This is a genomic window from Roseateles sp. PN1 (assembly GCF_038419725.1).
In the GTDB taxonomy this organism is placed as follows: domain Bacteria; phylum Pseudomonadota; class Gammaproteobacteria; order Burkholderiales; family Burkholderiaceae_C; genus Paucibacter_A.
On record NZ_JBCARA010000002.1, the window covers coordinates 189885 to 213554 of the forward strand.

Here is a 23670-nt window from a genome sequence, read left to right on the forward strand (position 1 = left end):
AGAGGGCGATGCACGCGAGAGCGCGAACCGCTTGTTTCGTTCCAGCACTGACATCGGCACTGACCCTGGCCTTGGGCCTGCCAGCCCAGGCGGCCTCGGCCGGCGCGCAGTCCGACCTGAAGTTGGTGGTCTGGATCAATAGCGACAAGGGCTATAACGGGCTGCAAAAAGTGGGCGACGCTTTTGCCGAGAAGTCCGGCGTCAAGGTCACGGTGGAGCATCCCGTCGATGCGCCCGACAAATTCAGCCAAGCCGCAGGGGCCGGCAAGGGACCAGACATTTTTTGCTGGCCGCATGACCGTGTGGGTGAATGGGCCAAGAGCGGCCTGATCTCACCGGTGCGCCCGAACCAGCGCATCAGCAGCGAAGTGGAAGCCTCGGCCTGGCAAGCCTTCGCCTATCGCGGCAAGACCTGGGGCTACCCCATCGCCATCGAGGCCATCGGCCTGATCTACAACAAAGCCCTGGTGAAGACGCCGCCCAGTACTTTTAACGAAGTGATCGCCCTGGACCAGCGCTTGGTCAAGCAAGGCAAGAAGGCGATTTTGTGGGACTACAACAAGAGCTTTTTCAGCTGGCCCTTGTTCGCCGGCGCGGGCGGGCAGATCTTCCCCAAAGATGCGCAAGGTGAGTACGACACAGCCAAAGTTGGCGTCAACAACGCCGGTGCGGTGCGCGCAGGCCAAATGCTGGATCAACTGATCCGCAGTGGCGTGATGCCCAAGGGCGCCCGCTATGCCGAGATGGAAGGCGGCTTTGCCCGTGGCGATGTGGCCATGATGATCTCCGGCCCCTTCGCCTGGGACAACGCGCGCCGCGCCAAGATTGATTTCGGCGTGGCCCCCATTCCCGCCGTCATCCCCGGCCAACCCAGCCGGCCTTTTGTGGGCGTGCTGGGCTGCATGATTGCCGCGCCCAGCAAGGTCAAGGACGTGGCGCGCGAATTCATCGAAAACCACTTGATGCGGGTGGACAGCCTGAAGACCATCAATGCCGATGTACCCCTGGGCGTGCCGGCCAACAAGGCCTTCTATGCCGAACTGGCAGCCGACCCGGCTATTCGCGCCTCGATGGAGAACGCCCGCCTGGGCCAGGCCATCCCCAACATCCCCGAAGTCGGCCGCTTCTGGACCGCCATGGACGCAGCGATGGAAGCCATCAGCAACGGCCTGCAATCTCCCAAGGACGCCCTGGACGGCGCGGCCGCACGCATGACGGTGGGCAAGTGATATGACGCGGACAAGCAATCTCAATTCGAGCCAGGCCGCCGGCAGCAGCACCAGCAGCAGCCTGCTGAAATGGCCGCTGGTGGCGACCCTGGCTTTGGCCGGGCTCTACCTGGTTTTCAATATCTACGCCGCCGGCCAACTCTGGTGGGCGCTGGGGCTGCTTGTGCTCTTGGGCAGCGCCTTCTTTGTCTATCTGGCCAAGATCTCTTTCGCCTACCGCTACCTCTACCCGGGTCTGGCGGGCATGGCGATTTTTGTGGCCTTCCCGCTGCTGTACACGGTGCAGATCGGCTTCACCAACTACTCCTCCAGCAATCTGCTCAGCCAGGAGCGGGTGCGCAGCTATCTGCTGGAGCAAACGGCGCCGGATGACGCTCACTTGATGAGTTACTCCCTGCACGCCGACGGGCCGCAATACCTGCTGGCGCTGCGTCCGCTCAGCCCCATGGGTGAGCTGGGCGAGGTGGCTTTTGTGTCCGGCCCGCTGGCCTTGATGAACACCCAGGCGCCTGTGCGGGTGAGCATGGCTGCCCCCACCGCCTCTACCCATTTGGCACCTGCCCTGCCGCTGAAAGAGGTGCTCAAGCACCGCGATGTGCTGATGAGCTTGGTGCTGAGCCTGCCCGAGGGCGCGGCGTCTCATGGCACCGACCTGCATTACCTGGGCGTGAGCGAATTCGGCCCGCTGAACCGGCTCTGGCAGGCCAACCCGGACGGCTCGCTCACGCAGGCATCCGATGGCGCCGTCTACCACCCCAATGGCGAGACCGGCTTTTTCGAAAACGCCGCCACGGGCGAGCGCCTGCAGCCCGGCTTCAAGGTGTTTGCCGGCCTCAAGCATTACCAGCGCATGGTGATGGACCCGGACTTCCGCGGCCCCTTCTTTTCAATCTTCTTGTGGACGGTGAGCTTCTCGGCGCTGACCGTGCTCTTCACCCTGCTGATCGGCATGGCCCTGGCGGTGCTGCTGAACTGGGAAGCGCTGCGTTTTCGCACCACCTACCGCACGCTCTTGTTCCTGCCCTATGCGGTGCCGGGCTTCATTTCTATTCTGGTGTTCAAGGGCTTGTTCAACCAGAACTTCGGCGAGATCAACGCCATTCTGGACAGCTTATTCGGCATCAAGCCCGCCTGGTTTGCCGACCCCGCGCTGGCCCGCAGCATGCTGCTGATCGTCAACACCTGGCTGGGCTACCCCTACATCATGGTGCTGTGCACCGGCTTGCTGAAGGCCATCCCCGCGGACCTGTACGAAGCCTCGGCGATTGCAGGTGCCGGGCCGCTGACCAACTTCTTCAAGATCACCGCGCCTTTGATCGCCAAGCCGCTCACACCTTTGTTGATTGGCATCTTCGCCTTCAACTTCAACAATTTCGTGCTGATCGCCTTGCTGACCGATGGCCGGCCGGACTACCTCAACACCAAGGTCCCTGCCGGGCAGACCGACATTCTGGTCAGCTACACCTACCGCATCGCCTTCCAGGATTCCGGTCAGGACTTCGGGCTGGCAGCGGCCGTGTCGACCGTGATCTTCCTGATGGTGGCAGCGATGTCGCTGATCAATCTGCGCTTGATGCGCGCGAACTCAAGGTAAAGGTATTGCGTGACAGACCGCCCGAGTGAGCGAAGCGAACGAGTAGCTCTGTCACCAACCAATTTTTTGACTTGTGTGACAGACCGCCCGAACGAGCAAAGCGAGTGAGTAGCTCTGTCACCAACTGATTAGGTATTGCGTGACAGACCGCCCGAGTGAACGCATCGAACGGGTCGACCTGTCAGCAAACCAGTAGAAAGCAAGCATGGCCATCGTCACCAGTAAAACCCAAAAGTGGCGCGTCCTCGGCGCCCACGCCCTGCTGTGGGCGCTGATCGGCATCACCATCTTCCCGCTGCTGGCGGTGATTTCGATCTCGCTGCGGCCGGGGAACTTCTCCACCGGCAGCTTGATCCCGTCGGAGATCAGCCTGGAGCATTGGAAGCTCGCACTCGGCATCCCCTACCAAAGCGCCGATGGCAGCTTGATTCAGCCGCCCTTCCCTGTGCTGCGCTGGCTCTGGAATTCAATCAAGATTGCCACCATCTCGGCACTACTGATCGTGGCCATCTCCACCACCGCCGCCTATGCATTTGCGCGCCTGAAGTTCCGCTTCAAAACGCCCATTCTCAACAGCATGCTGCTGCTGCAGATGTTCCCAGCTGTACTGGCCCTGGTGGCGATTTACGCCATCTTCGAAACCATCGGCCAGTACCTGCCGGGCCTGGGCATTGAAACCCATGCCGGCCTGGTGCTGAGCTATATGGGCGGCGTGGCCATGCATATCTGGACCATACGCGGCTACTTCGAGACCATCCCCGTGGAGATCGAGGAATGCGCCAAGGTGGACGGCGCCACCCATTGGCAGGCTTTCCGGTATGTGCTGCTGCCCATGGCTGTGCCCATTTTGATGGTGGTCTTCGTGCTGGCCTTCATCGGCACCATCATCGAGTACCCGGTGGCCTCGGTGCTGCTGCGTGAAGAGGCCAATCTGACCCTGGCCGTGGGCGTCAAGTACTACCTCAACACCCAGCGCTTTTTGTGGGGCGACTTCGCCGCCGCCGCCGTGCTCTCGGGCCTGCCGATCACGCTGGTGTTCTTGGCCGCGCAGCGCTGGATCGTCTCAGGCCTGACGGCCGGTGGGGTGAAGGGCTAGTGACGGCCGATTCAAAAGCCAATGGCGCGGCGACTGATTGAGCCGCAAATGTAAGAAGGCGCGCGAAACTCGCGCGCCTTCTTGGCTGAGCGTCCCGGGCCTGGCATCAGATGCGCAAGGCCCGGTAGCTAGAGTCAAATCCACAACAAGGCGAGATCAAGGCGTGATCAAAGACGCCGAGTCATTGCGGGTATCGGCGTCGCCTCGGGCTTCCACCTTGCCTGCAAAGATAAGGCCAGCCGTTTCACCCGGATTGAAGGTGTAAGGCAAGGTGAACACCAAGGAGCCATCCTTGGGCAGCAGGAGCACGCCCATGGATTTGTCATTGAGCGAGCTCGGGCACTCGGCGCCGCCTGCGGCCACGCAAGTCATCGCCCCCAGCACCGGCGTCTTGGAGGAGATCTGGTTCAAGGTCAGGGTCACTCTCTTAGCGGCGTCAGGGCCGCTATTGGCCACGGTCACCACATATTGGAAACTGCCGCCAGCCGGCACGGAGGCAGTCGGCCCGTCGAGCTTGATGCTCACATCATTGGTATAGGCCTTGAAACCCACCGACTGCTTGCTGCTCGACAAATTGGTGCCAGTATTGGTGCTGGCTTCGGCGGCCACGTTGACCGAGCCGCTGGTGCCGAGCTTGACCGTCCCAGAGACATCAAAGGTCAAGCTCGCGCCGGGGGCCAGATTACTGATGGTCATGCGCGAACCCAGGCTCGGGCAAGCGGTCGCGAGGCTATCAGAGCTGCAGGCCGAGACTTGGAAGCGCTCCAGCAGCGCGTCCGCGCTGATGCTCACATCAGTCGAAGCCGCAGCCGCCTTGCCCACGTTAGACACCTTGACGGTGGCCACGGTCTGCGCATAGCCCGAAGGCACGTCCGGCCCGGGCAAGCCCATGGTGACCATCAACTCAGGCGTATCCACCGGCGGCGGTGGGGGGGGCGGTGTGGTGTCGCCACCACCGCCGCCACCGCCGCAGGCGCTCAAAACGAGCGCAGCACCAAGCCCAGCCAGCAAAGGCAGTGGGCGTGCAACGATATTTTTCAAAGACGCGAAGCTGCTTGTGGAACGCGAAACCATGTTTATCCCCTAGTCATTTGGTACCGGCCTAGCTGCCAATTCATTTCGGCAAAAAAGCTGGCTCTTGAAAGTGAGCGCGAATTTTAGTGACGCAACTTTTTAAGATCCGTTCGGCTTGAGTAGTCACATTGTGCGCATTTCGTACGCGAGCTTGCAATGGGCGAACAAAGTGTTCCAGGGCGACTGCTTGAAGCGACTCGCTTTTCCGTGTACCGGTGCAAAGCAAGCCCAATTGCCAAGCAGACATCACCCCCAGGAAAAACTTAAGGCGCCAGCTGCCTATCCAAAAAACCCGCGACACGATTCCAGAAATCGATCTGATTCGCCGGTACACGCCAACCATGGCCCTCGTCGGCATAAACCACATACTCGAGCTCGCTGCTGGCTTTGAGGGCCTTGCTGAAGGCCTCACCGTGCACCAGGGGCACGCGCTGATCCGCGCTGCCGTAGGCCAGCAGCACCGGCTGCTTGATGCTGGCAGCATGGGTCAAGGGTGAATTGGCTTTGAGCTCGGCGGCGTCCTTGACCCGGTCGCCCAGCAGCTTGGGCATGCCGTGCTTTTTGTAGGCATCAGACACATCATCCCAGCTGACCGAATGCAACATGTCCAGGTCGGTCACACCCACCCAGGCCACAGCGCAGCGGAATAGCGCCGGGTCGCGCACCAAGCCCATCAAAGCCGCATAGCCGCCATAGCTGCCGCCGGCGATGGCAATGCGCTTGGGATCGGCAATGCCTTGTGCGATTGCCCAGGCCGCAGCATCCGCCAAGTCGGTCTGCATGGCCTTGCCCCACTGGCGCCAACCGGCTTGGTGATGCGCCGCACCGAAGCCTTTGCTGCCCCTGAACTGGGGCTGCAAGACCGCAAAGCCCCGCGCCGCCAGGAACTGCACTTCCGCATCCCAGCGCCAGGCCGGGCCGCGCACAAAAGGCCCGCCATGCACCAAGACGACCATGGGCAGATTCTTCATGCCGGCAGCGCCGGGCGGCAAGGTCAGCCAAGCCGGCAGTTCCAGACCGTCGCGCGCCTTGATGCGCACCATCTCCATCTCAGCCATGGCCTTGGCATTGATGTCCGGCCGCTCGCCGCCCAGGCGGCTGAATTTGCGGGTCTCGCGGTTGAACAAGAAGTACTGCGTTGGCTGAATGTCGGCAAAGGCTTCGATCAAGACCCAAGGTGCATCGCCCGTCCAGGGCACGCTGATGCGGTTGACGGTGCGTGGCAGCACCTTGTCGATCTGCTTCTGCAGGGTCTGCATCTCAGCGTCCAGCCACTGGGTGACCTCGGCATCGATGGTGAAGCGCAGACCCAGCACCTTGTCACGGCGTGCGATCACCTCGGCATCCACATCGAACTGGGGTGATTGGGCCAAGGGTTCGGCCGACCATTCGCCGGTGGCAGGGTCAAGCAGCCAGCAGGCTTGCTTGTCACGGCCACGCTGGGCGGTGACGAACAGCTTGCCGTCGGCGCCGATTTGGCGCACGGCCAGCTCTCCCCCTTCGGTGAAGGCATTGAACTCCGCCAAGACCTGCCACTGCCCCGTCGCTGGGTTGCGCCAGCGCAAGGCGCCCTTCTCGGCTTCCTGCGTCTGAGCGACGCGCAACTCGCCCTGTGGGTCAGCCCACCAACCGACCGAATGCAGCGGCCCGTCCACTTCAACGCTGCGCCCCGTGCGGGTATTCAAGCGCAGCAGCTTGATATAGCCCACGCTCTTGCTGTCGTAGCTCTCGGGCCGGACCACCAAGACCTCATCACCCACACGCTGGGCGGAGCCATTGAGCAAAAAGGTGTTCCAAGGCTGTAGCGACAGCGAGTCACTGCCATTGCGCACCCACACGCGCTGGCGCTCGACCAACTGCTTGAACTCCGAGCCATCGTGCTGCACCGCAAACAAGCCAGGCGCCGCATCGATCTTGCCCTGCGGCGTTTCGCGGTCGTTCAAGTCAAACGCCAGGCGCTCGTTATTGACCCAGACGAAATTGCCCACATCGGCAGCGTCTGAGCTGTACACCACCTTGGGCGTCATGCCCTCCAGCGTCAGCACCGTCAGCATCATGCGGCCAGCCGCCCCCATGCTGCGCATGGCCAAGCGCCGGCCGTCGGGCGAAAGGCTGGCTGCATCCATCTGCGCCGCGCGGAAGAATTTATCGGCCGTCTGTCTGAGGGGCGAAGCAATGGCTTCAGGCGACGTTTGCGCCTGAGCCCAGGGCCATGCGGCAGCGAGCGAGGCGGCCAAGAGCGTGCGACGCTTCAAAGTTGTGAGCGAGAGAGTCATGTGAGATTCGCCTGAGAGGCTCGACAAATGGGAAGGAAGAAGGAAGGCACAAAGAAAAAACCCCTGCGGGCTGGAGCAGCCGGCAGGGGTTTCGAACGTGCAGAACTTAGAACTTGTAGCTGGCGCCCAGCATCACCGAGCGGCCCCACTTCAGGTATTCCAACGGACGATCCTTGGTGCCGGCGTAGGTCTGGTAAGCCGTGTCGCCCAGATTATTCACTTGCAATTGCAAGCCCAAGCCCTTCATCGCGCCGGTATTGAAGCTGTAGCCGATTTGCGCGTCGACGATGCTTTCACCCACCACATAACGCAGGGTGCGGTTGCCGTTGAAGTTACCGATTTCACCGATGAAGTCGGAACGCTTGCGCTGGCTGATGCGGAACTCGAAGCCGTCGGCCTCGTAGTAGGCCGTCAGGTTGTAGACCTGCTTGGACAGACCCGGCAGGGTGATGTTGCCCGAGCCCACGCTGCTGGCGCTATCTGGATCCTTGATCGCGATATTGCTATCGGTGAAGCTGGCGCTGGCCACGATACCGAAGCCCTTCAACACAGGGCTGACCATTTGCAGGGGCAGCGAGGCTGACAGCTCGATACCTTGCAGACGGCCACCATTGCCGTTGTAAGGCGCCGTGTAGTCACCCTTGCTGGCGATGGTGGTGCCGGGAATCGGCTTGGCATCGGCGATATAGGCCGAGAAGTCGTAGTTCGGGTTGGTCTGGGTGTAGATATAGCTCTGCAGGTCTTTGTAGAAGTACGCGGCAGCCACATAAGCCTTGGTGCCAAAGTACTTCTCGTAAGACATGTCAAAAGCCACCGCACGCCAAGGGTCCAGGCGCGAGTTACCACCGCTGGCACCGGGCTTGCGCACACCGTTGACATCGGGGTTGTCGCCCACGCCGAACTCCAGGGCCGAGCGCAGCTGGTCAACACGCGGACGCGCCACTTGCTTGGCCAGGGCCATGCGCACGGTCTGATCATTGCTCAGGCCAAACACCAGGTTCATGCTGGGCAGCGCATCGGTGTAGGTCTTGCCGTCAGTCACCGGCTTGGGGTTCGCGCCATCCGTCAGGCGAATGGCGGTGGAGGATTGGTCGGTGTGCTGAACTTGCACGCCCACATTGCCGCGCACCGAGATGCCGCCCCAGTTGGTGTCGATGTCACCCTTCAGGTAGCCGGTGGTGATCTTCTCGTTGACGTCCCAGGCCTTGGCCACCAGATAGGGGAAGGCGGTGGCGCTTGGCTTGAACGTCATGTATTTATCAACCGCGCCAGGCACATTCCAAGCGGGGATGTTGCCAACGCCGGCAAAGCCGAGGTCAACCTGACCGTACTGGAACTCAGAGCCGACGGCGGTTTCGCCTTGCGCGCCGAGATTGATATTGCCTTCAGGCTGGCGCTTTTTCTTGGAACGGTCGGCGTAGTTCAGGCCGAATTGCACCTCAGACAAAAGGGAGCTGGCGAAGGCCGGTGCGGGCAGGCTGCCACCGAACTTCAGGCTCTTGAGCTCGTCTTCCACGCTAGGCGTCTTGCCGTAGCCGGAGCCGTAAATCGTGCCGCGCAGCAGCAGCTTGCTCGGGTCCGAATAGCTCAGGCTGGGGTTCAGGGTGGAGAAGCCACCGCTCACCACATTGAGCTTGAGCGTGTCCAGCGGTGCCGTCGTCGCATTGCTCGGCGGCAGCTGCAAATTGTTTTCGAGATTCAGCTCTTCACGCGTGGCCTTGGAATAGCTCGCATCGGCCAGCCAGTTCACGCCCGCAGCCTTGAACTTATTGTTCCAGCCCAGCGCGTTGATCTTGTCCTCGCGCTTGTTATACATGCCGCGCACCAGCGGGTAGAGGCCGCTGATCGTGCCGCCGCCAAAAGTGCCGTTGGCATTGATGATCGGCGAGGTCACATTCAAGCCGGGGTTGAAGCCGCCGTTATAGCCGCTCAAGTTGACTTCGAACTGATTGGCCGTGTCTTCTTGCTTGGCCTGGGTGTGATACAGATCGATCACACTGCTCCAGTCGGCCGAGGGGCGGAACTCGATCGTGGCCATCAAGCCATCACGCTTGGTCACGCCGGTGCGGCGCAGGGCCTTGATACCGTCCGAGTAGTAGGTGCCATCGGCCACGCCAGGGCGCCAGCCGGTCTTGATCTGCTGCCAGGGCTCGTACAGACCCACTTGCTCTTCTTGCACCGGGGTCTCGAGGTGGGCATAGCCCAGCACGACGCCGATGGTGCGGTTGGCAAACTGATCGATATAGCTGGCGCTCAAACGATTGCCTCGGTCCGAGGCGTTTGCTGCCTTGCCCAGGGAGTTCTGCGACACGCGAGCACCAATGGAAACCACGCGGCTGCCGAAGTTCAGCGGGCGAACGGTTTGCATGTCCAACGTGCCGGACAAGCCTTGGCCGATCAAGCCTGCATCGGGCGTCTTGTAAACGGTCACGCCGCTCAGCAACTCGGAGGGGAACTGGTCGAACTCGACGCTGCGGTTGTCACCGGTGCTGACCATCTCGCGGCCGTTCAGCAAGCTGGTGGCGAAGTCGGGCGACAAGCCGCGCACGCTGATCACTTGGGCGCGACCGGCCGCGCGCTGGGCCGACAGGCCAGGCAAACGAGCGATGGACTCAGCAATGCTGTTGTCGGGCAGCTTGCCGATGTCTTCGGCGGAAACGGCTTCGACGATGGAGTCGGAGTTCTTCTTCACCGAAATGGCCGCTTCGATACCCTTGCGGATGCCGGTGACGGTGACGGTTTCCAGCTTTTCGGAGCTGGCGGCTTGCTGGGCAAATGCGCCCGCTGCCATCATCAAGACGGCGCAGCCAATGGCGACTTGCTTGACTTGGAAGGTTTCGCGCTGCACGGCCTTGGCCTGCATACGCTTCTCTGCGGAAGTATTCATATTCAATGTCTCCTCAAGCTCTCTCTGGAACAACAAGGTGGCCCACACAAGCAGCCACTACCGGTCGCTAGGGGGTTGAGAACTCAATGTCTCAGGCGCATTTGTACCAAAACTAGATATTCTTCGTGCAAACGTAAACCCTAGACGTTGCATTACTACGACCAAATTTCGTCTAAGTTCACCCGGATAGTCAGGGTTTACGCTTAAGTTTTGCCTATATTTAAGGCAACAAAACCACTTTAAGACCAATTTTCACCAAAAGACATGTACTTCAACTACACGCCATTTCAAGGCAAAGTACAAACCCATCTGGGGCAAAGCAACCCAGGAAAAGACAAAGCCGCCGAACCCTGGGGAGTTCGACGGCTTTGACGGATTAAACCGATGCGCTAGCTGTTATGGCAGCTTAGATAGGCCAAGCAAGACAAGTCGCGCAGGGCGCAGACCCAACGGTGCCGCGTGGTCATTCACGCTTTTGCTCAGTCATCCAGCTGCTCAATTGCCGCCGCCACACCGGTCAGCGCCGCCAGGGTGTCGGTGATCAAGGCCGTCGGAATCGCTGCCAGATAGCCCTGGAAACGCCCCTTGGCCTCAAAGCGCTCGCGAAAGCGCGAGGCGAAAAAGCGCTCGCCCAGGCGCGGCACAATGCCGCCGCCGATATAGACGCCGCCACGCGCACCCAAGATCAACGCCACATTGCCGGCAAAGCTGCCGAGCAAGGCACAAAAGCTGTCCAGCGCTTGCGCGCACAGGGGATCCTCGCCAGACAAGCCGCGCGCCACAATCTGCTCCGAACTCAAGGCCAGCGGCACGTGGGCCTGTTCGCCCCGTTCACCTTGCTTGCCTTGCGCACCCTGATGGCCCATCACCGCCACGACTGCCGCATGAAGTACTGGCAAGCCGATGCCCGACAACAAGCGTTCGGCCGACACATGCGCATACTGCGTGCGCACATGCGCCAGCAAGGCACTTTCAAAGTCATCCGCAGCCGACAAACTGGCATGCCCGCCTTCGCAAGGCAAGGCAATCCAGCCCTGCGGCGTCGGCGTCACCCCCGCCACGCCCAGGCCGGTACCCGGGCCGATCACCGCCATGGTCGCCGCGGCCGAGGCCGGCAAATAAGGCTGAATCGCATCACCCGCCACCCAAGCGCGCAACTGCCCATCACCCAGGCGCGGCAAGGACAAGGCCAGAGCCTCAAAGTCGTTCAAGACCAGCAGGGGCGACACGCCCAAATCCTGCTGCACCTGGCGCCGCGAAAAGCTCCAATGGCTATTGGTCAGCTCCACCTGATCGCCAGCGACGGCCGTGGCCACAGCGAAAGCCGCTGAACTCGGGCGCAGTGAGGCATCGCCAAGCTGCTGTCGCAGACCATCCAGATAGGCATTGGCCGCTGCCACCGGGCCACTATGCTCGCGTACCGGCAAGACCGTGACATGGCTGACCGGCGCATGCCGCGCCGCGAGCCAGCCGAAGCGCGCATTGGTGCCGCCAATATCGGCCACCAAGCAGGGGTAGAGGGCGCCGTTCACCAAGCCAAACTCCCGCCACGCACGCACCCACCACCACCCCGCGGCAGCTGAAGCAGTAATTCAAACAATCGTCGTTGTAGGGCTTGCACGTTCTTTTCTTATCTTTTCCAAAGTTCCCAGGGCTCGGTCGCTAGGCGCGAGACCGGATGGCAGGCCAGCCACCAAGATCAGCCTCAAATCAAGCGACAGCGAGTAGCCAGTCAGCAAACCCAGCTCTCTCGCCACACCTTCCGCAGTCGCCTAAGGCCACAGCAGGGCCAGAAGGTAGCAAAACTACACGATCAACGCAATAGATAGTTCCCAAGGTCTTGCGCCAGCTTAGTCAGCCGATTTCAGGCCTGAGCTAGCCAGCGGCGGGAAATTTTTATGGCAGAACGCAAGAACCCAGATGGCGCAGCGCAGGGATCGGAGCAAAAATGGTTCGCGGGCGACCAGCGACGCGACCAAAGTCGCCAAGCACAACTGTAGTCAAGCTACATCACCCAGGTGCCGGATAGCACTTGCGGGCCATGCCAAGGCCGTGGCAAGCTTGGCCGCAGGCTTAACTAGGCGGAAGGGCCGCCACAAGCGCGCCGCATAATGCAGCGCCACGCGATCAAGCCTGCCCGGGCTTGCTCTCTTTTTCCACCTCGTGCCCATCGCCAGACACAGACATGTCGCTCAAGTCAAACTTTGACAGCCCACGCTTGATTGCCGATATCGGCGGCACCTATGCGCGCTTCGCGGTGGAGCAAGCACCCGGCCATTTCAGCCAGATTGCCTCCTTGCGTTGCGCCGACTTTGCCGACTTCCACGCGGCGATCAGCGCCTATCTGAGTGACCTGGCGCCGATTGGCGCAAATGGCCCAAATAACTCGAATAGCTCGAATGGCCAGAGTGCTACGAGTGGAAGCCAAAGCCAGCACGGCATCTTGCATGCGGCCATCGCCATCGCCTATCCGGTCGAAGGCGACCAGGTGCGCATGACCAATTACCACTGGCAGTTTTCCATCGAGGAAATGCGCCAGCGCCTGGGTCTGGAAACCCTGGTGGTGGTGAATGACTTCACCGCCCTGGCCATGGCCCTGCCCAAGCTGGGCCCGGCCGATGTGCGCCAGATCGGCGGCGGCGAGGCCCGCATGCCCAGCGTGATCGGCCTGCTGGGCTCAGGCTCGGGCCTGGGCGTGTCAGGCCTGATCCCGGCGGCGGAAGGCTGGATCGCCCTGGGCACCGAAGGCGGCCACACCAATTTCGCCCCACGTGACGAGCGTGAAATCGCCATCCTGCGCCACGCTTGGCGGCAGTTCGAGCATGTCTCTTTCGAGCGCTTGTTGTCGGGCCCCGGCATCGAGTTGATTTACCGCGCCCTGGCCGAGCATGGCGGCGTGGCGGCAGAAGATTTGCAAGCCCCCGAAATCACCCAACGCGCCCTGGACCACCAGGATCCGCTGTGCGCTGAAACCCTGGATGTGTTTTGCGCCCTGCTGGGCACGGCCGCATCCAATCTGGCGGTGACCTTGGGCGCGATGGGCGGCGTCTATATCGGTGGCGGCATCGTGCCGCGCTTGGGCGAGTATTTCGACAAGTCCTTGTTCCGCGCCCGCTTCGAAGACAAGGGCCGCTTCCACGACTATGTGGCCGCCATCCCCACCTTTGTGATCACCGCCGAGCACGCCACCTTCAAGGGAGCCTCGGCGATTCTGCAAGCGCAGTTGAAGACCCTGGAGGCCACGCCCGGCTCGGCGATTCTGGGCCAGATCCGGCGCGCCTGCGCCGAGTTGTCACCGGCCGAATTGCGGGTGGCCGAGCATGTGCTGGCCCATCCGCGCGATGTGCTGGGCGCACCCATTGTGGAGATCGCCCGCGCGGCAGAAGTGAGCCAGCCCACAGTGATCCGCTTTTGCCGCTCGCTCGGTTGCGAGGGCCTGTCGGACTTCAAGCTGCGCCTGGCCTCGGGCCTGACCGGCACCGTGCCCGTCACCCACACCCAGGTCAATCTGGATGACTCGATGGTGGAGCTGGGCGCCAAGGTGCTGGGCAATACCGCCTCGGCGATTTTGCAAGTGCGCAGCCAGCTCAACCGCGAGATGATCGACCGCGCCATCGACCTGCTGCTGGGCGCCGGCCATATCGAGTTCTACGCCGTCGGCCATTACGGCGTGGTGGCGCAGGACGCGCAGTTCAAGTTCCTGCGCTTTGGCATGTCCAGCGCGGCCTACACCGACACCCGCTTGCAAGCCCTGGCCGTCAATGTGCTCAAGCCGCGCGATGTGGTGGTCATCATCAGCAACGGCGGGCGCCTGCAGGAGTTGCTGGAGGTGGCCGACAAAGCGCATGAGCGCGGTGCCTATGTGGTGGCAATCACGGCTAGCCAATCCCCGCTGGCACGCAAGGCAGATGCGGCCTTGATCGTGGACCATGTCGAAGACGTGGCCACCCATCTGCCCATGATCAGCCGCATCTTGCACCTGCTGGTGATCGACATCCTGGCCGTCGGTGTGGCCATGCGCCGCAACCCCGAGGGCGTGGAAATGCTCTCGCGCCTGGCACAGGATGCGCTGGACGAGAAAGACTCGGCACGACCCGCCGGCCAGAGCCCACGCGCCCAGCGCACCGCGCCGGGCGTCACCCTGGCCTCACCGCTGGCCAAGCTGACCTCGCACAGTCGCTGATCAGGCCATTCGCCTGATTCAGCTGATCAAGCGGATCAAGCTGGCTTGACGCCACCGGCCGCCAGGCCGGCAATCTGCGCCAGCACGCCGGGCAATTGGCTCACCCCGTCGATGACGAAATGGGCGCCGCCGGCGTACAGCTCAGCACTGGCACGGGCACGCAATTCGGCTTGCTCATGCTCCGTCAATGCCTGCCACTGCGCTTCGCTCAAGCCCAAGGTATTGCCGGTCACCGCCAGGCCCACCACCCAGCAGCCGATGGCACGACCCTCTTGCAAGCCGGGCACCGTGTCATCCACCTTCACCACGCTGGCCGGCGGCCACACGCCCAGATCGGCCAGGGTCTTGACCATCATCAGAGGGCCAGGTCTTGCCGAGGGCATATCGCCCGCGCAGACCAGGTTGTCGGGCTCATAGCCCTGGGCCGCCGCCAATGGCGCCAGCACCTCCATGATGGGCCGGTTGTAGCCCGTGGTTGAGCCGATCTTGAGCCCCTGCTCGCGCAAGGCTTGCACCACCTCCAGCGCGCCCGGAATCAGCGTGGCATGCTGGCTGACGCTGGCCATATTCATGGGCGTGAAGACCTCGTAGAGCTCGTCGCAATCGGCATCGCTGAAAGCTCGGCCGTGCACGCGCGCCCATTCGGCGGCAATGCGCGGGGCATTACCCAGGGCATGGATGTGGTCCCACTTGGCCAACCCCATGGGCACGCGGGCTTCATCAATGCTGATGTTCACGCCATAGCGCGCAAACAGCTGCACAAAAGCGCCCATGGGCGCTTGGCTGCCGTAGTCCAGCATGGTGCCGGCCCAGTCGAACACCACCGCTTGTAGTTTGTTGCTCATCTCATTTGCTCCAAAAATTACCAGGCCGCAAAAACCTCTTCGGCCAAACCAAATGCCGTGCTGGCACCGGTGCCGCTGCTGATAGTGACGGCGCGGGTCAGCGCATCAGGCGACTCCACCAGGCAAGGCTCGGTGGCCGAGGAGGGATAGGTGCCCACCCAGCGCTCGATCACCTGGGCTTCGCGCAGATGCAAGGCCTCACGCAGATGGCGCAGGATCAAATCGTCCACCGCTTCGTTAGCGAAAGGCGGCAGCACCGGGCCGTAGTGATGTGAGTCCCCCACCACCAAGCTGCCGTCAGCGCTTTGCACCACGATCAGGTGGATGCCATGGGCCAGGCTCTCGCCCTCCTCCGCCTGCAAGCGCGCCCGCAGGGCTTGCGCCTCGGGCAGCTCGGAATAGCCCTCATAACGCACCAGGCTCAGCTCACCCATCACCGAGGCCGGTAGCTTGAAGCCGGCTTCAGGCCGCACCCGCAGCATTTGCAACTGACAGAGGCGCAGCTGATGCGGAACCCAGCGCTCGGCAAACAAGCCATGGAGTTCGGCGCCCGTGCACACCACCACCCGCTCGGCGCGGTACTGGCCCCGCGAGCTCTGCACATGCGGCGTCTGCAGCGCCAGCACGCTTTCGCCAAAGCGGAACTCAACGCCGTAAGTGCTGGCCAACCAGCGGGCCAAAAGCGGAATCGCCTCGCGCGACTCGACCCGCAACTCATGCGGGCTGTAGAGCACCTGCCCCGACCCATTTCCCAAGCGCAGCGCCGGCGCGCGCGCGCTGGCGTCCGCTTCGCTCAGAAGCTCGCATTGCTGTGCCATCTCGGTGCGCATAAAGGCTTCCAGCACGGCTTGCGCCTCGGGCCTTTGCGCGGCCAGATACAGGCCGCGGTGCTGCACCTCAATGCCCGCCAGTGGTGCCACATCCGCCCAAACCTGGCGCGAGCGCATGGCACGCGCCCAGCTGGCGCCGGCCTTTTGCCCGGTCACCGTGACAAAGCCGAAGTTGCGGATCGAGGCGCCGATGCAGGCCGCATCCCGCTCCAGCACCACCACCTTGAGCCCGCGCTTGGCGGCGGCATAGGCATGGGCCAGGCCAACGATGCCGGCACCGACCACCAGTAAGTCATATGTCTTGCTCATTCCAGTTCTCAACTCCAAAAGAAAAGTTTGGGCTGCGGCGGCAAGTCAAGCGCGCAGCCTCGGGGGACAGGCGAGCTGCAAATGCCGACCTGCCCACTCCGCTCGTTCAGCCGATTCAGCGCGCCCGCCAGCGCTGCGTCTTGTTGATCAGCAGCCGCTCCAGGCCCGCCAACACCAGGCGGCCCAGGGCCGCAGTTGCGAAGATCAGCACCGCCATTGCGGCCGCCGGTCCGATATCGCCCGCGTCATCCATGGCCAGCACGGCCACCGAGGCCAGCGTGGTCTCGGGCGAATACAAAAACACCACCGCCGAGACCGTGGTCAGCGCATTGACGAAGAAGTAGCCCGCCACCTGCACCAGCGTCGGCAGGCTGACCGGCAAATGCACCCGCAACAAGGTCTTCCAGAAAGGCACACCCATGCTTTCAGCCACCAGTTCGTACTCGCGGTCCAGCGAGCGCAGCGCCGTTAGCTGGGTCAGATGCGCCACCGAAAAGAAGTGCGCCGTGGTGCAGATCACCAGCAGGCCCAGCGAACCGTAGAGGAAGTGCAAGGGGTTCCAGGCCGCGTTGAAAAACAAGATATAGCCCAGGCCAAGCGCCAAGCCCGGTACCGCCATTGGCAAGCCGGCCAGCCCGGCCAGCAAGCCGCGCGCGGCGGCAAACTGGCGCGGCTTTTCCACCAGATAGGCGCTCAAAAAACTTAAGCCCGTGCCCAGCAGCGCGGTTCCCAAGGCCAGCTTGAGCGAATTGAAGTAGCTGGCCCAACCGCCGCCGTCCATCAGATCAAACTGGTAGTTACGCAGCGAAGGCTGCAGCTGATAGGGCCAATAGGTGGCCAGTGAGGCAAACACCGCCACGCCCATCACCAAGAGCAGTGCACCGGCCACCAAGCTGCAATACAGCAGCATTGCGCGGTCCAGCAAGGGCGCGGGCTTAGGCGAATACGGCACAGAGCGCAGGCCCAGGCTGGCGCTTTGCGAGGCGCGCAGGCGCTGCTCCACCCAGAAGGCCAGCAGGGCTGGCAGCAGCAACACCAAGGCCACCACCGCGCCCATTTGCAGCTTTTGCTGACCGATCACCTGCTTGTAGATGTCGGTGGCCAGCACCTGCGTATTGCCGCCAATCACCTTGGGCACGCCAAAGTCGGTGATCACCAGCACAAACACCAGCATGAAGGCCATCACCAGGCCATAGCGGCTGGCCGGCAGCGTCACCGTGCGGAACACCCGCCAGGGGCTGGCACCCAGGCTAGCAGCGGCCTCGTACAAGCGACCGTCGCTGCTGGCCAGTGCCGTCAGCAAGACCAGCAAAGCATGCGGGAATGTCCACAGCACCGAGCCGGTGACGATGCCAAAAGGGCCGTAAGCACTCAAGCCCGGCAGCCAGCCTTTGAGCAAGCCCTGGTTGCCGAACAGATAAATCAGGCTGATGGCCATCAGCAGCGAGGGCGCCAGCACCGGCACCAAGGCCACGGCGCGAAAGAAACGCCGCCCTGGCATGCAGGTCTGCGTCAAGGCAAAGGCATAGCCATAGGCCAAGCTCACGCAAATCAGCGCACTCAGCACAGACAGCCACAAGCTATTGAACAAGGAGCGGCCCACATTCGGGCTGCTGAGGTAGGCCAGATGATTGGCCAGGCCGCTGAACTGGCCTTTGTCATCAAAGAAACTCATGCCGCCCAGGGCGGCAACCGGCAAGCCCACGGCCACCAGCAAGCTGAGCAAACTGGCGGCCAGCAGCACGCGCAGCAGCAGGCGCTCAAACGAGCCGCCCGTCCGCGCTGGCGTTCGCGCTGCAGCCACGGCCCCAAAACTCAGTTTTGCCACCGCATCGCCACTCATGCCGCCCGCCGCATCGACAAGGGTTGCGCCAGGGCATGAATCGCCGCCGCCGGAATGTCCAGCAAGACGTGACCCTGCAGCCAAGCGGGCAGCGTGGCGTCGCGCGGCGTGGCCAACTCGGCCTCGATCACGCCGTCCGCTCCGCAAGCCTCACACTGCAGACGCACCAGGGTGCAAGGGCCGAGGAAAACGGTTTCCAGCACCTTGCCACGTAAGGTGTTCACGGCATCACTGGCGATGCCCACGGAACCATGCAGCTCAGCAGGCCGCAGCGCAATCGCCTCAGGCCGCAAACCCAGCAGCACCGGGCTGCCGGTCTTGAATTCATGGGTGTCGCAATGCAGTTCCTGCGTGCCCACCCTCGCTCGGCCCGCCGCCACCACCAGGGCTTGCAACAGATTCATGCGGCCAACGAAACCGGCCGCAAACGGGCTGACCGGTCGCGCGTACAGCGCTTGCGGGCTGCCCTGCTGCTCGACCTGGCCCTGATGCATCAGCACCACCCGGTCAGACATGGACAAGGCCTCATCCTGGTCATGCGTCACCATCAAGGTGGTGATGCCCAGCTGCTTTTGCAGGCGCCGGATCTCGCTGCGCAAGCCGACGCGCACCTGGGCATCCAGGGCCGACAGCGGCTCGTCCAGCAGCAAGAGTGCTGGCTTTGGCGCCAGCGCCCGCGCCAAGGCGACGCGCTGCTGCTGCCCGCCCGACAGCTGGGCCGGGAATTTATTGGCCTGCTCGGCCAGGCCGACCAGGTCCAACATCTCAAGCGCGCGGGCCTGACGGTCACGCCGCGCCAAATCCTGCAAACCGTAGGCCACGTTCTGCGCCACGCTCAAATTGGGGAACAGGGCATAACTCTGAAACACCACGCCAAAGCGGCGTTGCGAAGCGGCTTGTTGGGTGATGTCTTGGCCGCCCAGGCTGATGCTGCCGGTATCCGGCGTCTCGATGCCGCACAAGATGCGCAAGAGCGTGGTCTTGCCGCAGCCCGAAGGCCCCAGCAAGCTGATGAATTCGCCGGCGGCCACGTCCAACGCAATGCCGCGCAGCACGGGCTGCGCGCCGTAGCGCTTGCTGATGTGTTTGATTGAGAGCATGTGGGTCAGAGGGGTCCGAGATTGCCGGGGTATAGCGAGGCCCAAGCCCAGCTCTTCATTCAGTCGGTGGGGGCTGAGCTCAGTGGGTACTGCGAGGTTCAAGCCCCAAGTCTTCAGTCAGTGGGGCTGCGCTCGCTGGGTACAGCAGGTCCAACCCCAAATCCTCAGTCAGTGGGGTCGGAGCTCGCTGAATACAGCGAGGTCCAACCCCAGGTCATTACCTTTTCGGTTCGGCCTTGGCTTCGTACCGGCGCGCCCACTCGGTCAGGATGCGTTCGCGGTTATTGGCGGCCCAGACGAAGTCGTTCTTCACCAGCAGCTTCTCGATGTCGGCCGGCACATACTCCAGGCGCTCTTGCACTTGCGGCAGGGCCAGCACGGCGAAGTTGGCGGCGTAGAGCTCATTGGCCTTGCGGGTCACGGCCCAATCGGCCAAGGCCTTGGCGGCGTCTTGCTTTTTGCTGCTCTTGAAGATGGCGGTGGCTTCCACATCCCAGCCCAGGCCTTCCTTGGGGAAGATGATGTCGATGGGGGCGCCATCTTTCTTGGTCTTGTTGGCGCGGTAGTCGAAGGACAGGCCGACCGGGAATTCGCCCGCACCGGCTTGGCGGCAAGGCTTGGAGCCGCTGTGGGTGTAGACACCCACGTTTTGGTGCAACGCGTCCATGAAGGCCCAGCCCTTGGCCTCGCCCATGCTTTGCAACCAGGCCGACACCATCAAAAACCCGGTGCCGCTGGAGGCGGGATGGGGCATGGTGATCGTGCCCTTATAGGCCGGCAGGGTCAGGTCTTGCCAGCTAACAGGTTTGGGCAGCTTGCGCTTGTCGGCTTCAACGGTGTTGAAGCAGACGGCCGAGGACCACAGGTCCATGCCCACCCAGGTCGGCTGAGCTTGCGGGTCACGCATATTGGCGCGCACCTGGGCCAGGCCCTTGGGGGCGTAAGGCTGCAGCAGACCCTCTTTGTCCAGCAGCATCAGCGAAGTGGCGGCCAGGCCCCACACCGCGTCGGCTTGTGGATTGGCCTTCTCGGCCAGCAGACGGGCGGTGATGATGCCGGTGCTGTCGCGCACAAACTTCAGCTCGATGCTGGGGTTGTCGTGCTCGAAGGCGGTCTTGTAGGCCTTGATCTGGTCAGCTTCCAGAGCCGAGTACACCAGCAGCTCGGTTTTGCCCTGGGCCTGGGCAGTGCCGCCAGCCAAGCTCAGCAGGCTCAGCACGGTCAACATCAGGGGCTTGATCAACAGTTTGCGCATCTTGACTCCGGTAGTGAGGGGGACGAATAGGCGAAACTGTAGAGATGGCACATGAAAGCACCGCGTCAACGGGCGCAAATATGACAAAGCCGGTATTGGCAAACTTGTGGCGGCGGGTCTTGCCATGCTGGTGACTCAGCTCAAGTCCTTTTTCATCGTCGCCCGCCTGGGCAGCGTCACTCTGGCCGCCAAGCAGCTCGGTCTGAGCCAACCCACGGTGACGACGCAGATCCGCGCCCTGGAAGAGCATTACGGCATCGAGCTGTTTCACCGCAGCAGCGGCCGCCTGGTGATCAGCGATGCCGGCGTGCGCCTGCTACCCCTGGTGGACCAGTTGCTGCAGCAAGAAATCGATGTGGAATTCGCCCTGCGCAATGCCGGCGAGCCGCAGCACGGCAGCCTGCGCCTGGGCGCCACCGCGCCCTACTACTTGCTGGACATCGTGCAGCGCTATCACCAGCGCTTCCCGCAGGTGGAAATCAGCGTGGCCGCCGGCAACTCGCGGCAGATGATCGCCACCTTGCTGGAGTACCAGGTCGATCTGGCCACCTCCTCCCAGCTAGAAACCGACCCACGCCTGTTCCGCATGGAATTGGGTGCCGACCCGCTGGTGTTGCTGCTACACGTCCAGCACCCGCTGACCCAGATGGACGCGGTGCCGCTGGCGGCCCTGGCCGACTGCATGCTGCTGACACGTGAACGCGGCTCAACCACCCGGCAGATGAGCGAGCAAATGCTCAGCGAGGCCGGCGTGCAGCCCCGCGCCAGCATGGAAATCGCCAGCCGCGAAGCCTTGCGGGAAGCCGTGCTGCGGCAGATGGGCGTCAGCATCTTCGCCCGCAGCGAGGTCAGCACGCACCCGCTGCTGTGCAGCCGGCCCTTCGTCGAGCCAACGCCGGTGCTGCCGGAATATCTGTACTGCCTGAAAGACCGGCGCAACGCCCGACTGATCGCGAGTTTTCTGGCCGAATGCCAGGCGCAATGATCCGCCCGTTTGATTTGACGCAAAGACCAAAGAGGCCGGGAAAAGGAGTAGGCCAAGGCCGCCATTTCCCGCCAGCCAAGCTGCATACTACGGACACAAACACTCTCAGCGGAGACCTCGATGCCCAAGCTTGTTGCCGAGAAGATTGAACTGAGCGGTCTGTTGGACCGCGCCGCCCTGCAGAGTACGCTGGAGCAGGCGGCGAGCAAAGCCATTGCCGATGCCCAAGCCCTGGCCGTGCTGACCATCGATGTGGATCATTTCAAGGATTACCAAGACGCCAAAGGCCTGCCCCAGGCCGAAGCCACGCTACTGAACCTGGCCAAATTCCTGCAAACCCAGTTGCCCAGCGGCGCCACCTTGGCCCATCTGGGGGCCGACGCCTTTGTGCTGGTGTTGCCGGGCCGCGATATCGCCGCCGCCCTGGCATGCGCCGAAACCTTGCGCCTGGCCGTGCAAGCCGAATTGGCCGGACTGGATAGCCCCACGCCGCTGACCATTTCACTCGGTGTTGCCGCCAGCCCCGCTGGCAATAACTGGACCGCACGCGGCCTGCTCTCGCTGGCCGATACGCGCATGACCTTCGCCAAGAAGCGCCTGCTGCCGCACCACAACCACACCTGGGCCGGCACCCTGCCCTCGGACTGGTATGCGCGCATGGACATTCAACCCGGGGCTTGGCCTAGCCTGTAAAGCAGCTTTGGCAGCGGGCTGAACGGGGTTCACCCCCGCGCGGCCCGCAGCCGGCTATGCACCGCCCTGGCATGCGGCACCCACGCCAGGGTGGCCCAGCGCCGCCACATCAGCAGCCCTCGCACCCACTCATCCGCCGCGTAAGCAATCCACAAGCCCGGCAAACCCAGGCCGAAGTAAGAACCCAGCAGCCAGCTGCCCCCGGCCAAGACCAGCACCATGGAGGCCGCCCCGGCCATCACCGGGTAGCGCGCATCGCCCGTGGCCCGCAAGGCATTGATCACCACCAAGTTGAAGGTGCGGCCCGGCTCCAGCAGCACGGTGATCCACAACAAGCTCGCGCCCAGATCGATGATGGCCGCGTCTTGAGTGAAGAAACCCAGCAACCAGCGCCCGCTCAAGGCCGCCGCCAGCGCCACCAATGTGCTGACCACCAGGCCACGCGCCAAGGCCTTGCGCACCAGACGATGCGCTTCGTGCAATTTACCTGCGCCGATCATGTGGCCCACCACGATCTCGGCCGCAAAACCCGTGGCCAAGCCAAACATCAGCACGCCATACATCAGCTGCAAGGTATAGGCTTGGGTGGCCAAGGCGGCTGCGCCCATCGTCGCCGCCACGCCCACGGTCACCAAAAAGCTCAGGCGGTAGGCGATGTTCTCGGCCGCAGCCGGCAGGCCGATGTGCAGCACAGCCGCCAGCGGTGCACGCGGCAAGCGCCACCAATCCGACAACTGCGGCCGCAGCCCCAGATGCGCCCGCCACAGCCACAGCAGCAAACCCAGGCCCAGCAATCGGCTGATCAGCAAAGCCAGGGCAAAGCCAGGCAGGCCCAGCGCCGGCACAGGCCCCCAGCCCGACATCAAGGGCACAGCCAGGGCCAGATGGCTGGACTGCATCAGCACGATCACCGCCAGGGCCGCGCGGCTGTGCAGATGCGCGCGCAAAACACTGCTCATCGAGGCCAGCCAAGCGTCCAGCAACATAGCGGGTGCCAAACACTGCAAAAAGACAGTGGCCAAGGGCAATACTTCCGCCGGTGCCTGCAGCAAACGCAGCAGTGGCTCGGCAAACAGCAAGGCAGCCAGGGACACGGGCACACCCATCCAAGTACCGGCACCGAGCACGGCCCGTGCCACCCGGTCAGCTTCGGCGCGCTGCCCAGCGCCTAGGCTTTGCGTGATCACCACGCTGACGCCCGCGCCAATGATGCGAAACAGAATGAACAAAGTGGCCGAGAGCTGATTGGCCAGCGCAAAGGCGCCGCCCGCTGCGTCCGACACCCGCCCGGCCAAGGCCGTACACACCATGCCCACGGCGATGCCCAGCCAAAGCTCCATGAACAAGGGCCAAGCCAGGGGGAAAAGGCGCGGGGCGGGATGGGTCGGCCGATGAGGCGTTCGGTGGGGCATGGCAGGCGGCACGCCGCGGGTCAACAAGCGCCAAAGCGCATGGAAAGGGTGACAGATCG

The 23670-nt window shown here is 62.9% G+C and carries 16 protein-coding genes; 6 read left to right on the forward strand and 10 right to left on the reverse strand.

The window, feature by feature from the left end; translation table 11 throughout:
• Positions 1-8 precede the first annotated feature (8 nt).
• The 3 genes from malE to malG all read left to right on the forward strand — a co-directional run bounded on the left by malE (position 9) and on the right by malG (position 3919).
• Positions 9-1229, forward strand: a complete 1221-nt coding sequence (gene malE, locus AABB87_RS03680) for a maltose/maltodextrin ABC transporter substrate-binding protein MalE (protein WP_341969898.1) — start codon at positions 9-11, stop codon at positions 1227-1229.
• A gap of 1 nt (position 1230) precedes the next feature.
• Positions 1231-2823 (forward strand): maltose ABC transporter permease MalF, encoded by a 1593-nt coding sequence (gene malF, locus AABB87_RS03685; protein ID WP_341969899.1) that lies wholly within the window; start codon positions 1231-1233, stop codon positions 2821-2823.
• Between the two features lie 205 nt (positions 2824-3028).
• On the forward strand, positions 3029-3919 hold the full coding sequence (malG, locus tag AABB87_RS03690; RefSeq protein ID WP_058720029.1) for a maltose ABC transporter permease MalG: 891 nt from the start codon (positions 3029-3031) through the stop codon (positions 3917-3919).
• A 156-nt stretch (positions 3920-4075) separates the two neighbouring features.
• Here the strand turns inward: malG and AABB87_RS03695 are convergent, their stop codons facing one another.
• From AABB87_RS03695 to glk, 4 genes are all read right to left on the reverse strand, one after another.
• A complete protein-coding gene (locus AABB87_RS03695) occupies positions 4076-4960 on the reverse strand; it encodes a hypothetical protein (RefSeq protein ID WP_341969901.1) in 885 nt (294 codons plus the stop codon).
• Between the two features lie 296 nt (positions 4961-5256).
• Positions 5257-7269: an alpha/beta hydrolase family protein gene (locus AABB87_RS03700; RefSeq protein WP_341969903.1), complete on the reverse strand. Its 2013-nt coding sequence runs from the start codon at positions 7267-7269 to the stop codon at positions 5257-5259.
• A 106-nt stretch (positions 7270-7375) separates the two neighbouring features.
• On the reverse strand, positions 7376-10156 hold the full coding sequence (locus AABB87_RS03705; RefSeq protein WP_341969904.1) for a TonB-dependent receptor: 2781 nt from the start codon (positions 10154-10156) through the stop codon (positions 7376-7378).
• 479 nt (positions 10157-10635) lie between these two features.
• Complete coding sequence (gene glk / locus AABB87_RS03710) at positions 10636-11688, reverse strand: glucokinase (protein WP_341969905.1); 1053 nt, start codon at positions 11686-11688, stop codon at positions 10636-10638.
• Between the two features lie 653 nt (positions 11689-12341).
• Here glk and AABB87_RS03715 point away from each other — a divergent pair.
• Positions 12342-14339: a glucokinase gene (locus AABB87_RS03715; RefSeq protein WP_341969906.1), complete on the forward strand. Its 1998-nt coding sequence runs from the start codon at positions 12342-12344 to the stop codon at positions 14337-14339.
• A gap of 35 nt (positions 14340-14374) precedes the next feature.
• On the opposite strand, the gene phnX is transcribed toward AABB87_RS03715, so the two are convergent.
• From phnX to AABB87_RS03740, 5 genes are all read right to left on the reverse strand, one after another.
• Positions 14375-15184, reverse strand: coding sequence for a phosphonoacetaldehyde hydrolase (gene phnX, locus AABB87_RS03720; protein ID WP_341969907.1), 810 nt, complete (start codon positions 15182-15184; stop codon positions 14375-14377).
• Between the two features lie 17 nt (positions 15185-15201).
• Positions 15202-16323: a TIGR03364 family FAD-dependent oxidoreductase gene (locus tag AABB87_RS03725; protein ID WP_341969909.1), complete on the reverse strand. Its 1122-nt coding sequence runs from the start codon at positions 16321-16323 to the stop codon at positions 15202-15204.
• Positions 16324-16438: 115 nt separating this feature from the next.
• Positions 16439-18166 (reverse strand): putative 2-aminoethylphosphonate ABC transporter permease subunit, encoded by a 1728-nt coding sequence (locus tag AABB87_RS03730; protein ID WP_445944829.1) that lies wholly within the window; start codon positions 18164-18166, stop codon positions 16439-16441.
• A complete protein-coding gene (locus AABB87_RS03735; RefSeq protein WP_341969911.1) occupies positions 18163-19266 on the reverse strand; it encodes an ABC transporter ATP-binding protein in 1104 nt (367 codons plus the stop codon). Before AABB87_RS03735 ends, AABB87_RS03730 begins: the two co-directional genes overlap by 4 nt.
• Positions 19267-19483: 217 nt before the next feature.
• Positions 19484-20494 (reverse strand): putative 2-aminoethylphosphonate ABC transporter substrate-binding protein, encoded by a 1011-nt coding sequence (locus AABB87_RS03740; protein ID WP_341970265.1) that lies wholly within the window; start codon positions 20492-20494, stop codon positions 19484-19486.
• A gap of 151 nt (positions 20495-20645) precedes the next feature.
• On the opposite strand from AABB87_RS03740, the gene AABB87_RS03745 reads away from it, so the two are divergent.
• Positions 20646-21506, forward strand: a complete 861-nt coding sequence (locus AABB87_RS03745) for a LysR substrate-binding domain-containing protein (protein WP_341969913.1) — start codon at positions 20646-20648, stop codon at positions 21504-21506.
• 120 nt (positions 21507-21626) lie between these two features.
• Positions 21627-22199, forward strand: a complete 573-nt coding sequence (locus AABB87_RS03750; protein WP_341969915.1) for a GGDEF domain-containing protein — start codon at positions 21627-21629, stop codon at positions 22197-22199.
• Between the two features lie 29 nt (positions 22200-22228).
• Here AABB87_RS03750 and AABB87_RS03755 read toward each other — a convergent pair whose 3' ends face one another.
• A complete protein-coding gene (locus AABB87_RS03755; RefSeq protein WP_341970267.1) occupies positions 22229-23539 on the reverse strand; it encodes an MATE family efflux transporter in 1311 nt (436 codons plus the stop codon).
• Positions 23540-23670 lie beyond the last annotated feature (131 nt).